Below are 13,498 nucleotides of genomic sequence, written 5' to 3' on the forward strand. Positions count from 1 at the left end.
CCGTCGGGGGCCGTTCGGCGGAACGGCCCCCGACGGGATCACCCGTTTATCGGAACGCATTCCGCGGGGCCGTCCGGGAAAGGACGCCGACCGCCCGGTCGACCTGCTCGGACGTGAGGTCGCCGCGGGCGGTGAGCCGCAGCCGGGACAGGCCGTCGGGGACGGACGGCGGCCGGAAGCAGCCCACCGCGACCCCGGCCGCCCGGCAGTCCGCGGCCCACGCCACGGCCTCCTCCGGGGAGGGCGCCCGGACCGACACCACGGCGGCGGCCGGGTCGGAGACGTGCAGCCCGGCGGCGGCGAGGCCGTCGGCGAGCAGCCGCGCCACCTCGCGGGCCCGGTCCGCGCGCTGCGGCTCCTCCCGGAGCAGGCGCAGCGCCCCGAGGGCGGCCCCCGCGGCCGCGGGGGCCAGCCCCGTGTCGAAGATGAAGGTGCGCGCCGTCTCGGTGAGGTGGCGGATCACCCTGCGGGGGCCGAGCACCGCCCCGCCCTGGGAGCCGAGCGACTTGGAGAGGGTGGCGGTGACCACCGTGTCGGGGGCGCCGGCCAGCCCGCACCCGGCCGCCGCGCCCGCCCCGCCGGGGCCGAGGACGCCGAGGCCGTGGGCGTCGTCGACGAGCAGCGCGGCGCCGTGCGCGCGGCAGGCCGCGGAGAGCTCCGGCAGCGGCGCCGCGTCGCCGTCCACGGAGAAGAGGGAGTCGGTGACGACGAGCGCCGGACCGGCGTGCGCGGCCAGCGCCGCCCGGACCGCCGCCGGGTCGCGGTGCGGCACCGGGCGGACCTGCGCCCGGGAGAGCCGGCAGCCGTCGATCAGCGAGGCGTGGTTGTGGGCGTCGGAGACGACGAGGGAGCCGGGGCCGGTGAGCGCGGTGAGGGCGGCCAGGTTGGCGGCGTAGCCGGAGGAGAACACCAGTGCGGCCTCGGCGCCGCAGAACTCCGCGAGCTCCTCCTCCAGGGCGGTGTGGAGCGCGGTGGTCCCGGTGACCAGCCGGGAGCCGGTGGCGCCGCCGCCCCAGCGCAGCGCGGCGTCGGCGGCGGCCCGGGTCACCCGGGGGTGGCGGACCAGGCCCAGGTAGTCGTTGCCCGCCAGGTCGAGCACCGGGTCGTCGGCGGGGCGGCTGCGCAGGGTGCGGGTGAGCCCGGCGCGGGCGCGCTGCTCGGCGGCGCGGTCGAGCCAGTCGAAGACGGCGCCGGGGCCGGCGGGCGGTCCGGCGGGCGGCGGCGCCGGGGCGGCCGGGCGGTCGGGGGACGCCGGGGCGGCCGGGCGGTCCGGGGACGCCGGGCCGGCGGCCGCGGGCGGGGCGCCGGAAACCCCGGCGGAAGGCTCGGCGGAGACCTCGGCGGAAAGCCCGGCGGTGGACGCTGCGGCGGGCTCGGCGGCGGTGGGGTGGGCCATGCCGGGCACTCTGGCACGGGCCGCCGGAGGGCGGCAACGCGTTCCCGGCCACACCGGCGCGTACCGGGCGGGGGGACGCGGAGCTTTGCCCGGGTCCGGGCCGACCAGGCAGTATGGGGCGGTGAGCCTCATCGACGAGCTGCCCGGCAGCGCTGACCCCGACACCCTCTTCGAAGTCTTCGCCGGCTGGGCCGAGGAGCGGGGGATCACGCTGTACCCCCACCAGGAGGAGGCGCTGATCGAGATCGTCTCCGGGGCGAACGTCATCCTCAACACGCCCACCGGCTCCGGCAAGAGCCTGGTGGCGGCGGGGGCGCACTTCGCGGCGCTCGCCCGCCGGGAGCGCACCTTCTACACCGCGCCCATCAAGGCGCTGGTGTCGGAGAAGTTCTTCGAGCTGGTGAAGATGTTCGGCACGGACAACGTCGGCATGATGACGGGCGACGCCAGCGTCAACCCGACCGCCCCCGTCATCTGCTGCACCGCCGAGGTGCTCGCCAACATCGCGCTGCGCGACGGCGAGCGGGCCGACATCCACCAGGTGGTGATGGACGAGTTCCACTTCTACGCCGAGCCGGACCGCGGCTGGGCGTGGCAGGTGCCGATCCTGGAGCTGCCGCAGGCGCAGTTCCTGCTGATGTCGGCGACGCTCGGCGACGTCCGCCGCTTCGAGGGGGACCTGACGCGCCGTACGGGCCGCCCGACGACGGTGGTGAAGTCGGCGGAGCGGCCGGTGCCCCTCTTCTACGAGTACCGGCGCACCACCATGCACGACACCCTGGAGGAGCTGCTCTCCACCGGGCAGGCCCCCGTGTACGTCGTGCACTTCACCCAGGCGGCGGCGGTCGAGCGGGCCCAGTCCCTCATGTCGATCAACATGTGCAGCAAGGCGGAGAAGGACGCCATCGCCGCGCTGATCGGCAACTTCCGCTTCACCACGAAGTTCGGCCGCAACCTGTCGCGCTACGTGCGGCACGGCATCGGCGTGCACCACGCCGGCATGCTGCCCAAGTACCGGCGGCTGGTGGAGCGCCTGGCGCAGGCCGGCCTGCTGAAGGTCATCTGCGGCACGGACACCCTCGGCGTGGGCGTCAACGTGCCGATCCGCACGGTGCTGTTCACCGCGCTCAGCAAGTACGACGGGCAGCGGGTGCGCCTGCTGCGGGCCCGCGAGTTCCACCAGATCGCGGGCCGCGCCGGGCGGGCGGGCTTCGACACCGTCGGCCAGGTGGTGGCGCAGGCCCCCGAGCACGTGGTGGAGAACGAGAAGGCGCTGGCCAAGGCGGGCGACGACCCGAAGAAGCGGCGCAAGGTGGTCCGCAAGAAGGCGCCCGAGGGCTTCGTCAACTGGGGCGAGGAGACCTTCGAGCGGCTGATCGCGGCCGAGCCGGAGCCGCTGGTCTCCCGGTTCCGGGTGAGCCACGCGATGCTGCTGTCGGTCATCGGCCGGCCCGGCAACGCCTTCGAGGCGATGCGGCGCCTGCTCACCGACAACCACGAGGAGCGCCCGGCGCAGCGCCGCCACATCCGCAACGCGATCGCCATCTACCGCTCGCTGCTGGACGCGGGCGTGGTGGAGCGGCTGCCCGAGCCGGACGCGGAGGGCCGCATCGCCCGGCTCACCATGGAGCTGCAGGAGAACTTCGCGCTCAACCAGCCGCTCTCCACCTTCGCCCTGGCCGCGTTCGAGCTGCTGGACCCGGCGTCGCCGACGTACGCGCTCGACGTGATGTCGGTGGTGGAGTCCACCCTCGACGACCCGCGGCAGATCCTCGCCTCGCAGGAGAACAAGGCCCGCGGCGAGGCCGTGGCGCAGATGAAGGCGGACGGGGTCGAGTACGAGGAGCGCATGGAGCGGCTCCAGGACATCTCCTACCCGAAGCCCCTGGAGGAGCTGCTCGGCCACGCCTACGACGTGTACCGGCGCGCCCACCCGTGGATCGGCGACCACCCGCTGCGGCCCAAGTCGGTCGCCCGCGACCTGTACGAGCGGGCGATGACCTTCACCGACTACGTCGGCCACTACGAGCTGGCGCGCGGCGAGGGCCTGGTCCTGCGCTACCTGGCGGGCGCGTACAAGGCGCTGGAGCAGACGGTGCCGGAGGACGTGAAGACCGACGACCTCAAGGACCTCGTCGCGTGGCTCGGCGAGCTGGTCCGCCAGGTCGACTCCAGCCTGCTCGACGAGTGGGAGCAGCTGGCCAACCCGACGGAGGAGGACGGCTCCCCGGCCGTGATGGAGGAGCGGACCACGCCGGTCACCGCCAACACCCGGGCCTTCCGGGTGCTGGTCCGCAACGAGATGTTCCGACGGGTGGAGCTGGCCGCCCTGGAGCGGTACCACGAGCTCGGCGAGCTGGACGGCGAGCACGGCTGGGACGCCGACCGCTGGGCGGACGCCATGGACGCCTACTGGGACGAGCACGACGACCTGGGCACCGGGCCGGACGCGCGCGGGCCCAAGCTGCTGCTCATCGAGGAGGAGCGCGGGCTGTGGCGGCTGCGCCAGGTCTTCGACGACCCGGCGGGCGACCACGACTGGGGCATCTCCGCGGAGGTGGACCTGGCCGCGTCGGACGAGGCGGGGCACGCCGTGGTGCGGGTCACCGCCGTGGACCGGATGTAGGGACGCGCGTGCGGCGGGCCTCCCCCGGCCGGGGAGGCCCGCCGCGTCCGCGCACGGGTCCGTGCACGGGTCCGTGCACGGGTCCGTGCGCCGGGGCGCCCGCGGTCCGGGCCGGTACCGGTCCCCGGGGCGGCCGCGCCGGTACAGATCCCCGCGGCCGCCGGGCCGCCGTCGCCGGGCCGCCGTCGTGCCGCCCCGTCCGGCGTCAGGAGTCCGTGAGGACCACGAGCTGCCGGGTCGCCCGGGTCATCGCGACGTAGCGGTCGACCGCCCCCTCCGCACCCCCGCCGAACGCCTCCGGGCCGACGAGGACGACCAGGTCGAACTCGAGCCCCTTCGCCAGCTCCGGGGTGAGCGACCGGACGCGGGGCGTCGCCCGGAACGCCGGGTCGCCGATGACGCAGGCGGTCCCCTCGGCGTGCTCGGCGAGCCAGGCGCCGAGGACCGCGTCCAGGTCCCGGACGGACCCGTGGACGACGGGGACGCCGCTGCTGCGGACGGAGACCGGCACGTTGGCGTCCGGGAGCACCGCCCGGATGACCGGCTCGGCCTCCGCCATGACCTCCTCCGGCGTCCGGTAGTTGACGCCCAGGGAGGCCACCTCGACCCGGTCGAGCCCGATCCGCCCCAGCCGCTCCCGCCACGACTCCGTGAACCCGTGCCGGGCCTGGGCGCGGTCCCCCACGACGGTGAGGCTCCGGGAGGGGCAGCGGAGCAGCAGCATCCGCCACTCCGCGTCGGTCAGCTCCTGGGCCTCGTCCACGACGACGTGCGCGAACGGGCCGGCGAGCCGGTCCGGGTCGGCGCCCGGCAGGGCGGTCCCGTCGACCAGGCTGTCCAGCAGGTCCTGTCCGCGCAGCATCGTCACCGCGCCCTCGCCGTCGTCGTCGGCCTCGAGCAGGCGGTCCACGACGGCGGCCATGCGCGCGCGCTCGGCGGCGACGGCGGCCTCGTGCCGGATCCTCCGGCGTTCCGCCCGCGGGTCGCCGAGCCGGTGCCGCGCCGCGTCCAGCAGCGGCAGGTCGGACACCGTCCAGGCCCGGGGGTCCTCGCGCTGCAGCCTCCGGACCTCGTCGGGGCCGAGCCAGGGAGCGCACAACCGCAGGTAGGCGGGGACCGACCACAGGTCCCCGACGAGGTCGGCCGCGTCGAGCAGCGGCCATGCGCGGTCGAGGGCCCCCATCAGCTCCTCGTCCTCCAGGAGCGCCCTGCGGAGCAGGCCGGGCGGGACGTCCTCGTCGTGCCGGGCCGCCAGGATCGCGAGCAGCTCCTCCCGGATCTGCCCGCGCGCCTCGTTGTGCGGGGTTCCCGGCTCCGGCGCCTCGAACGCCTCGGCCCAGTCGTCCGGGCCCAGCCGCACGTCGGACCAGTCGGTCGTGACGGTCATCCCCTCGGCGGGCGGCTCCTCGTAGAACCGGACGGCCGCCTCGACCGCTCTCAGCATGTCCGCGGACGACTTCAGCCGGGCGGCCTCCGGGTCGGTCTCGGCCGCCGCCCCGGCCCCCTCCGCGACGAGGTCCCGCAGGGTGCACGTCTGCACCCCCTCCTCCCCGAGGCTCGGGAGGACGTCGGCGACGTGGTCCAGGTACGGCTGGTGCGGGCCGACGAACAGCACGCGGCCCCGGCCGCGGGCGAGCCGGGGGTCGGAGTGGAGGAGGTAGGCGGAGCGGTGGAGGGCGACGACGGTCTTCCCCGTGCCCGGGCCGCCGTCCACGACGAGGGCGCCGCGGGACCCGGCCCGGATGACGGCGTCCTGGTCGGCCTGGATGGTGGCGAGCACGTCCCGCATCCGGGGCGACCGGTGGGCACCCAGCTCGGCGATGAAGGCGGACTGGTCGTCGAGCGCGGCGTGCCCCTCGAGCCCGTCCGCGGTGAACACCTCGTCCCAGTAGTCGCTGATCCGGCCGCGGGTCCAGCGGTACCGGCGGCGGCTCGCCAGCCCCATCGGGTCGGCGTGGGTCGCGGCGAAGAACGGCTCGGCCGCCGGGGAGCGCCAGTCGACCAGCAGCCGGCTGCCCGCGCCGTCGGTGAGGCCGAGCCGTCCGACGTACACGGGCTCGGGGTCGTCGGCGCGGACGATGCGGCCGAGGCACAGGTCCAGGCCGAAGCGGCGCAGGGCGCGCAGGCGGCCGGTCAGCCGGTGGACCTCCGCGTCCCGGTCCATCGCGGCCCGGCCGACACCTCCGGGCGCCCTGCGCGCGGCGTCGAGGCGGTCGGACAGGTCGGCGACCGTCCGCCCGAGGCTCTGCGCGACGACCGCGAAGTGCCGCTCGTCGCCGGCGGTCAGCGCCGGGTCGGCCTTGGCGGAGAGGTGGTCGGGGAGGTCGAAGGCGCCGGTGGTCAGAGGGCCCATGTCAGCGGCTCCGATCCGCGGCCGGCGCCGCTCCGTCCGGCGCCGCGGGGCACCGCGGAGCGCAGAGCCCCGCCCCGGTGGCGGGCACCCGCCTCCTCGGCGCAGGTCCGGCCACCGGTCCGACGTCACCGCACGGCCCGCCGGCCGACGAAAACACGCACACGTCGCGAATCTCTCATTTCTTCAGGTTCCGTCCTGGGCGGGCCATTCTGGGGCAGCACCGGGGCCTTGCCGCAAGACCCCCCATGCGCTATACGTTGAGAGTGGCGAGGAGAGGGTGTTCCCTCTTTCCTCGCCTTTCGTCGTCCCCGGGTCCCGCAGGGCGGTGGCGCCCCGCGACGGGGCGGAAGGCCTCCGCGCGGCCCGTCCCCGGGCCGCGCCAGGAGGGCGACGGACCAGCCGCCCGACCGTCCGTCCGGGCCGGGCCGGGCAGCCGGCGCCGTGACCGCGGACGACCACCGGCGTGGCGGGACGGCCGGGTGCCGGCAGCGGCGGATGTCCCGCAGGTCGGCCGAGGGTCGCGCCACGGCCTGTCCGTTGCCTGGTCTAGGGTCGCCCGCATGGCCGAGCCCTCCTTTCTGACCGCCGTCCGCGAGTCGTACGACACGGTCGCCGCCGACTACGTGGAACGCGTCCCGCCTCCGGCCGAGATGGACCCGCTGTCACGCGCGATGCTGGCGGGGTTCGCCGAACTGGTGCGGACGGCCGGTCCGCGGCCGGTCGCGGACCTGGGGTGCGGCCCCGGACGCGTGACGGCGCACCTGGCCGGGCTGGGGGTGTCCGCCTTCGGCGTCGACCTGTCGCCGAAGATGGTCGCGCTGGCCCGCCGCGCCCATCCGGACCTGCGGTTCACCGAGGGCTCGATGACCGCCCTGGAGACGGGGGACGACGAGCTCGGCGGCATCCTGGCCTGGTACTCCACCCATCACACGCCCCCGCAGTGGCTGCCGGACGTGTTCGCCGAGTTCCACCGCACGCTCGCACCCGGCGGCCACCTGCTCTGGGGGGACTACGTCGGCGATGAGCGGCTGCAGCCGACCCACGGCTACGGCCGTCCGGTGTCCTACGAGTCGTACCTCCTGCCCCTGGACCGCATCGCCGACCTGCTGGAGGAGGCCGGACTCGTCGTCACCGCGAGACTGGAACAGGAGCCCGATGGACGTGTGAAGAGGCCGCACGCCTGTCTCCTGGCCTGCAAGCCCGAAACGCCCTGACGGGCCCGTTCCCGGGGTGAGGCCGCCGGCCCGGACCGCCGGCGGTCACGGTCCGGACAGGCCGGCCCGACCTGGTCGAAGCGGTGGACCACGTCGTGGACCGCGCCCTCGTCCGCCCGCACGGGCCGCGCAATCACCGGCACCCTGTTCCCGGCCGCCGCGGCCGGCGGCATCGTCGCCCGCCGGAACCGCACCGTGCCCGTACCGCCCCGACGCACGATGCGCTGCAGCTTCCGCCGCTCCTGTCCGGTCAGCCTGCGGGCCCTGACCGGTTGCACCACACCGTCTCCCCGCGCCGGTCGGACGTGTCGTCACATCCGACCGGCCCGAGGGCCACGACCACCGCCCCGGTGATCGTGGGCGATCACCGCATCAGAGCCACATGAGCTGCGCGCCCGCCGTGTGGGCGACGGCCCGGGTGGCGTCCTCGAGCTGCTGGCGGTCGGCGCCGGTCGGACGGTGCCCGTCGCGGAAGGCCGAGCTGGTGACGGTCACGTACCCCCGGACCGCCGCGACCCGGGTGAAGAGCGCCGCCGGGTCGGTCACGGCCGGGGTCACGGCCGGGGTCGCGGCGGGGGCCGTGGACGGGGACGCGGCGGCGGGCGACGGGCCGCCGGCGGGGCCGGGGACGGGCTCGAAGGCGAGGTCGGCCGGGTGGGCTCCGAGCGTCAGGGCCGCCTTGCGGGCCCCCTGGTCGTCCTTGAAGCGCAGCACCGTGACGGTGGTGAGGACGGCGCCGTCCAGCCGGGTGTAGGTGGCGCCGACGTAGCCGGTGCAGCCGATCCGGGCGATCCGGCCGGCGGTGCCGCCGCGGACGGTGTCCGCGCAGTCCGCCCCCTGCCGGGCGGCGGTGCGGGACGCCTGGCCGGAGCCCTCGTCGACGCCGCGCGACGCGGGGAAGTAGCGGTCGGCGGTGAAGGCGTCCGGGTCGGCCGAGGCGGAGGCGGCGGGGCCCGGCCCGGACGGGGAGCCGGGGGCGGCGTCCTGCGAGCCGCCGAGGAGGCTGCTGCCGTCGGAGCGGTCCACCCAGAGGGCCGCGGCGAGGCCGGCCACCAGGAGGACCGACAGGACGGCCCACAGGCGGGGCGAGGGCCGGCGGCGCAGGCGGGCCGGCTCCTGCGCCTCCTGCGGCGCGGCCGGGCCGACGGGGCCGGGGGTGCCGTCGGTGCCGTCGGTGCCGTCCGGGACGCGCGCGGTGTCGTCTGCCGGGACGCGCTGCGGGGCGGCGCCCCCCTCCTGCTCTGTCATGGCACCGGAGTCTATGCGGGAGGATCATGGGCGGCCAGGAGGGGGCGGGCCCTCGGCGCAGGGGGCCCGGGACGGCCCGGTCCACCGCCGTGACCTGCGTCACTACGGTACGCGCCGGTCCTGTGACAACCGGTCAAAGCCGGGCGCGGATCTTCTGGCGGGTTCCGCTCTGGCGCGGCCGCCGCCTACGGCGGCAGGATCTGGCCCATGGATCTCCTGGACACGCTGGTCGCGAAGGGCCTCAGCCGCGAGCTCCCCACCCGGGAGGAGGCGCTCGCCGTCCTGGCCACCCCGGACGACGACCTGCTCGACGTGGTGGCCGCGGCGGGGCGGGTGCGGCGGCACTGGTTCGGCCGCCGGGTGAAGCTCAACTACCTGGTCAACCTGAAGAGCGGCCTCTGCCCCGAGGACTGCTCGTACTGCTCGCAGCGGCTCGGCTCCGAGGCCGGGATCCTCAAGTACACGTGGCTGAAGCCCGACCAGGCCGCGCAGGCCGCCGCCGCGGGCGTGGCGGGCGGCGCCAAGCGGGTCTGCCTGGTGGCCAGCGGCCGCGGCCCGACCGACCGGGACGTGCAGCGGGTCGCCGACACCATCGCGGCGGTCAAGGGCGCCAACGAGGGCGTGGAGGTGTGCGCCTGTCTGGGCCTCCTCTCCGACGACCAGGCGGAGCGGCTGCGGGCGGCCGGCGCCGACGCGTACAACCACAACCTCAACACGGCCGGCGACAAGTACGCCGAGATCTGCACCACGCACGACTACCAGGACCGGGTGGACACCGTGCGGCAGGCCCAGGCCGCCGGGCTGTCGGCCTGCTCCGGCCTGATCGCCGGCATGGGCGAGAGCGACGCCGACCTGGTGGACGTGGTCTTCTCGCTGCGGGAGCTGGACCCGGACTCGGTGCCGGTCAACTTCCTGATCCCCTTCGAGGGCACCCCGCTGGCGAAGGAGTGGAACCTCACCCCGCAGCGCTGCCTGCGCATCCTCGCCATGGTCCGGTTCGTCTGCCCCGACGTGGAGGTGCGGCTGGCCGGGGGCCGCGAGGTGCACCTGCGCAGCCTGCAGCCGCTGGCGCTGCACCTGGCGAACTCGATCTTCCTGGGCGACTACCTCACCAGTGAGGGGCAGGCCGGGCAGGCCGACCTCGACATGATCGCCGACGCCGGCTTCGAGGTGGAGGGCGCCGACCGGACCACCCTGCCGCAGCACCGGGCCGACGCCCGGGCCGCAGCCGCCGGGGGCGGCTGCGGGCCGTGCGGCGGCGGGGAGCAGGCCGGGTCCGGCTGCGGCGGCGCGGAGGCCGCCGGCTGCGGCGACGCCTGCGGCCACGCGCACGCCCCCGCAGCCGCGGCCACTGCCACCGCCTCCGCGACCACGACCGCGACCGCGACCGGCCCGGACGCCGACCGCGAGGCGGAGCCCGCCGCCGCCGGGGCGGCCCGCACCGACCTGGTCCAGGTGCGGCGGCGCGGCGCCGGCACCGACCTGCCGCCGAACGCCTGATGGGGCGTCCGACCCCGCAGGAGCTGCTCGACCTGGACCGCGCGCACGTCTGGCACCCCTACGGCGCGATGCCGGCCGCCGTGCCCCCGTACGTGGTGGAGTCCGCGTCGGGGGTGCGGCTACGGATGGCCGAGCCCGTCGAGGGCCGGCGCGAGCTGGTCGACGGCATGTCGTCGTGGTGGGCGGCGGTCCACGGGTACGGGCACCCGGTGCTGGACGCGGCGGTCCGCGACCAGCTGGGGCGGATGAGCCACGTCATGTTCGGCGGGCTCACCCACGAGCCGGCCGTGCGGCTGGCCGCCCTCCTGGCGGAGATCACCCCGGAGCCGCTGCGGCACGTCTTCCTCGCCGACTCCGGCTCGGTGGCCGTCGAGGTCGCCGTGAAGATGTGCCTGCAGTACTGGCGTTCGCTCGGCCGCCCGGAGAAGCGGCGGCTGCTGACCTGGCGCGGCGGCTACCACGGCGACACCTTCCACCCCATGTCGGTCTGCGACCCCGACGGCGGCATGCACCGGCTGTGGCACGGCGTGCTGCCCGAGCAGGTCTTCGCGCCGGAGCCCCCGGCGGGCTTCGACGCGCCCGTCGACCCCGCGTACGCGGCGGAGCTGGCCGGGCTGGTGGAGCGCCACGCGCACGAGCTGGCCGCCGTGGTGGTCGAGCCGGTCGTGCAGGGCGCGGGCGGGATGCGGTTCCACTCCCCCGGCTACCTGCGGGTGCTGCGGGAGGCGTGCGACGCCCACGGCGTGCTGCTGGTCCTCGACGAGATCGCGACCGGCTTCGGGCGCACCGGCGCGCTCTTCGCCGCGGAGCACGCCGGGATCGCCCCCGACGTGATGTGCGTGGGCAAGGCGCTGACCGGCGGCTACCTCACCATGGCCGCGGCGCTGTGCACGCCCCGGGTGGCGGAGGGGATCAGCGGCGGCGAGGTGCCGGTCCTCGCCCACGGGCCGACCTTCATGGGCAACCCGCTGGCCGCCGCCGTGGCCCTCGCCTCCACCGGCCTGCTGCTGGAGCAGGACTGGCGCGGCGGGGTGAAGCGGATCGAGGCCGGGCTGCGGGCGGGGCTCGCCCCGGCGGCGGACGTCCCGGGCGTGGCCGACGTGCGGGTGCTGGGCGCGATCGGCGTGGTGCAGCTGGACCACCCCGTCGACGTGGCGGCGGCGACCCGGGCCGCGGCCCGCGAGGGCGTGTGGCTGCGGCCGTTCCGCGACCTGGTCTACACGATGCCGCCGTACGTGACCGGCGACGACGACCTGGCCCGCATCGGGGCCGCGGTCACGGCGGCGGCCGCCGCGGGATAGCACGGATCCCCGCCCGGGGGACGGGACCCCGTCGGCGGAACGGAACGAGGAACGGAGCAGGGCACATGGCCGTACTGGTCGTCACCGGGACGGGCACCGAGATCGGCAAGACCGTCACCACCGCGGCCGTCGCCGCACTGGCCCTCGACGCCGGACGGCGGGTCGCGGTGCTCAAGCCCGCCCAGACGGGCGTGGCGCCGGGCGACCCCGGCGACGTGGACGAGGTGGCGCGGCTCGCCGGTCCGGTGACCCGCAGCGAACTCGCCCGCTACCCCGAGCCGCTCGCCCCGGACACCGCCGCCCGCCGCTGCGGCCTGCCGCCGGTCGGCCACCGCGAGGTCGCCGAGGAGGCGGCCCGGCTGGCCGCCGGTCACGACCTGGTGCTGGTCGAGGGCGCGGGCGGACTGCTCGTCCGCCTCGACGCGGCCGGGCACACCCTGGCCGACGCGGCGCTGGCGATGCGCGCCGCGGGCCTCCCCGCCGAGGTGCTGGCCGTCGCCCCGGCCGGACTGGGCACCCTCAACGGCGCCGCCCTCACCGCCGAGGCGCTGCGCGCCCGCGGCCTGCCGCTGCTGGGCCTGGTGGTGGGCTCCTGGCCCGCCGACCCCGACCTGGCGGCCCGCTGCAACCTCGCCGACCTCCCGGCGGTGACCGGCGCGCCCCTGCTCGGCGCCCTCCCGGCGGGCTGCGCGGCCTCCGGCGGCCCGGGCTTCCTGTCCGCCGCCCGGGCCGGCCTCTCCCCCCGCCTCGGCGGCACCTGGGACGCGTCCGCGTTCACCGCCGCCCACGCCGCCCCGCCGCCCCTGCCCGCGGTCTGAGACACCCTCCGCGGACCGGGAGGACGGCCGGGGCGGCGCCTCCACGCGGACGCGGCGCGGCGGCGCTGCGCCGCGTCCCCGCCTCACGCGGAGGCGCCGCCCCGGCCGTCGAGCTTCCTGGCCATCCAGTTGCGGTCCGCCGCGCTGCCCTGCCTCCCCGGGGACAGCCGCACGATCGCCTCGTCGTCCCCACCGCCGCTGAGGTACGCCTCGGTCAGGACGTAGGGCAGACCCTTGAGGCAGAAGCGGACGCTGCCGTCGTCGTAGGCGAGGACGCGGACCCGGCGTCCGTCGGGCAGCGCGAGCTGCTCGGAGAAGACCTTCTCGGGCAGGTCGGGGTTCCCGGCCATGTGCTCCTCCAGCGGTGGGGCGCCGTGCGAGGAGAACACCGTAGGGCCCGGTGCGGGCGGGGCGCAGCGTCTTCGCCGTTCCGGGCCGGGTCGCCGCGGCGCGGACCGGCCCGGCCCCCGGCGGGGCCGGTCATCCCTCCGGGGAGTCGGGCAGGGGCCTCGTCCAGCGGGTCCAGCCCGCGTCGGGGGCGTACCCGGCGGCCTGCCAGGCGGCGCGGCCTGCGGTGTTGCGGTCGAGGACCATGGCGTCGGCGCGGCGGCCGCCGAGGGTTTGGAAGCGCTCCGCCGCGGCGGCGAGCAGGGCGGTGGCGACGCCGCGGCGGCGGTGGGCGGGGTGGACGGCGAGGCGGTAGAGGTGGCAGCGCCAGCCGTCCCAGCCGGCGATGACGGTGCCCGCGAGCACGCCGTCGACGCGGGCGGTGAGGAGGGCACCCGGGTCGCGTGCCAGCAGCCGGGCGACGCCGTCCTCGTCGTCGGTGATGCTCCGCCCCTCGGCGGCCTGCGCCCAGAAGGCGAGCAGGTCGGGGATGTCCGCGGGTGCGGCCGGGCCGACGGCGGGCGCGGCGGGGGCCGGCGCGGCGGGAGCGGGAGCGGGGGCGGGTACGGCGGCCGCGGTGGCGTTCGGGGTGTCCATGGGGAGGGTGTAGTACGGCGGCCGGGCGGCCCGCCGGGGTTTCCGGCATGCGGACGGG

Annotated in this window: 10 protein-coding genes and 1 pseudogene; 5 read left to right on the top strand and 6 right to left on the bottom strand. The window is 76.8% G+C overall.

The genetic code is table 11. The features are described 5' to 3' along the window. Positions 1 to 46 precede the first annotated feature (46 nt). On the bottom strand, positions 47 to 1,396 hold the full coding sequence (locus LO771_RS00630; RefSeq protein ID WP_230647206.1) for an 8-amino-7-oxononanoate synthase: 1,350 nt from the start codon (positions 1,394 to 1,396) through the stop codon (positions 47 to 49). 121 nt (positions 1,397 to 1,517) lie between these two features. Between LO771_RS00630 and LO771_RS00635 the strand changes: the two genes are divergently transcribed. Beyond that, positions 1,518 to 4,022, top strand: a complete 2,505-nt coding sequence (locus tag LO771_RS00635; RefSeq protein ID WP_230647208.1) for an RNA helicase — start codon at positions 1,518 to 1,520, stop codon at positions 4,020 to 4,022. Between the two features lie 205 nt (positions 4,023 to 4,227). Here LO771_RS00635 and helR read toward each other — a convergent pair whose 3' ends face one another. Then, the gene (helR, locus tag LO771_RS00640; RefSeq protein WP_230647210.1) at positions 4,228 to 6,375 is read right to left on the bottom strand and encodes an RNA polymerase recycling motor ATPase HelR; all 2,148 of its coding nucleotides are present in this window, start codon (positions 6,373 to 6,375) and stop codon (positions 4,228 to 4,230) included. A 560-nt stretch (positions 6,376 to 6,935) separates the two neighbouring features. On the opposite strand from helR, the gene LO771_RS00645 reads away from it, so the two are divergent. Further along, positions 6,936 to 7,589 (top strand): class I SAM-dependent methyltransferase, encoded by a 654-nt coding sequence (locus LO771_RS00645; protein WP_230647212.1) that lies wholly within the window; start codon positions 6,936 to 6,938, stop codon positions 7,587 to 7,589. A gap of 17 nt (positions 7,590 to 7,606) precedes the next feature. On the opposite strand, the pseudogene LO771_RS00650 reads toward LO771_RS00645, so the two are convergent. After that, positions 7,607 to 7,870, bottom strand: a pseudogene (locus LO771_RS00650) (hypothetical protein); the annotation flags it as partial. Between the two features lie 91 nt (positions 7,871 to 7,961). Continuing rightward, complete coding sequence (locus LO771_RS00655) at positions 7,962 to 8,837, bottom strand: hypothetical protein (protein WP_230647214.1); 876 nt, start codon at positions 8,835 to 8,837, stop codon at positions 7,962 to 7,964. Between the two features lie 207 nt (positions 8,838 to 9,044). On the opposite strand from LO771_RS00655, the gene bioB reads away from it, so the two are divergent. The 3 genes from bioB (at position 9,045) to bioD (ending at position 12,456) form a co-directional block, all read left to right on the top strand. Continuing rightward, on the top strand, positions 9,045 to 10,337 hold the full coding sequence (bioB, locus tag LO771_RS00660) for a biotin synthase BioB (RefSeq protein ID WP_230647216.1): 1,293 nt from the start codon (positions 9,045 to 9,047) through the stop codon (positions 10,335 to 10,337). Next, positions 10,337 to 11,638 carry an adenosylmethionine--8-amino-7-oxononanoate transaminase gene (locus LO771_RS00665; protein WP_230647218.1) on the top strand — a complete coding sequence of 434 codons (1,302 nt, stop codon included), beginning with the start codon at positions 10,337 to 10,339 and terminating at the stop codon, positions 11,636 to 11,638. The genes bioB and LO771_RS00665 overlap by 1 nt, the downstream gene beginning before the upstream one ends. A 65-nt stretch (positions 11,639 to 11,703) precedes the next feature. Then, the gene (gene bioD, locus LO771_RS00670) at positions 11,704 to 12,456 is read left to right on the top strand and encodes a dethiobiotin synthase (RefSeq protein WP_230647220.1); all 753 of its coding nucleotides are present in this window, start codon (positions 11,704 to 11,706) and stop codon (positions 12,454 to 12,456) included. An 83-nt stretch (positions 12,457 to 12,539) separates the two neighbouring features. Here bioD and LO771_RS00675 read toward each other — a convergent pair whose 3' ends face one another. Together LO771_RS00675 and LO771_RS00680 are read right to left on the bottom strand one after the other, a co-directional pair. Further along, positions 12,540 to 12,806: a hypothetical protein gene (locus LO771_RS00675; protein ID WP_230647222.1), complete on the bottom strand. Its 267-nt coding sequence runs from the start codon at positions 12,804 to 12,806 to the stop codon at positions 12,540 to 12,542. Between the two features lie 130 nt (positions 12,807 to 12,936). Then, positions 12,937 to 13,440 (bottom strand): GNAT family N-acetyltransferase, encoded by a 504-nt coding sequence (locus tag LO771_RS00680; RefSeq protein WP_230647224.1) that lies wholly within the window; start codon positions 13,438 to 13,440, stop codon positions 12,937 to 12,939. Positions 13,441 to 13,498: the final 58 nt, after the last annotated feature.

Origin of the sequence: Streptacidiphilus sp. ASG 303, from assembly GCF_020991365.1 — a bacterium.
In the GTDB taxonomy this organism is placed as follows: Bacteria; Actinomycetota; Actinomycetes; order Streptomycetales; family Streptomycetaceae; genus Peterkaempfera.

Coding starts and splice junctions, on each gene's coding strand:
- LO771_RS00630 (WP_230647206.1), bottom strand. CDS start 1,396: ATGGCCCACCCCACCGCCGCCGAGCCCGCCGCAGCGTCCACCGCCGGG.
- helR (WP_230647210.1), bottom strand. CDS start 6,375: ATGGGCCCTCTGACCACCGGCGCCTTCGACCTCCCCGACCACCTCTCC.
- LO771_RS00645 (WP_230647212.1), top strand. CDS start 6,936: ATGGCCGAGCCCTCCTTTCTGACCGCCGTCCGCGAGTCGTACGACACG.
- LO771_RS00655 (WP_230647214.1), bottom strand. CDS start 8,837: ATGACAGAGCAGGAGGGGGGCGCCGCCCCGCAGCGCGTCCCGGCAGAC.
- bioB (WP_230647216.1), top strand. CDS start 9,045: ATGGATCTCCTGGACACGCTGGTCGCGAAGGGCCTCAGCCGCGAGCTC.
- LO771_RS00665 (WP_230647218.1), top strand. CDS start 10,337: ATGGGGCGTCCGACCCCGCAGGAGCTGCTCGACCTGGACCGCGCGCAC.
- bioD (WP_230647220.1), top strand. CDS start 11,704: ATGGCCGTACTGGTCGTCACCGGGACGGGCACCGAGATCGGCAAGACC.
- LO771_RS00675 (WP_230647222.1), bottom strand. CDS start 12,806: ATGGCCGGGAACCCCGACCTGCCCGAGAAGGTCTTCTCCGAGCAGCTC.
- LO771_RS00680 (WP_230647224.1), bottom strand. CDS start 13,440: ATGGACACCCCGAACGCCACCGCGGCCGCCGTACCCGCCCCCGCTCCC.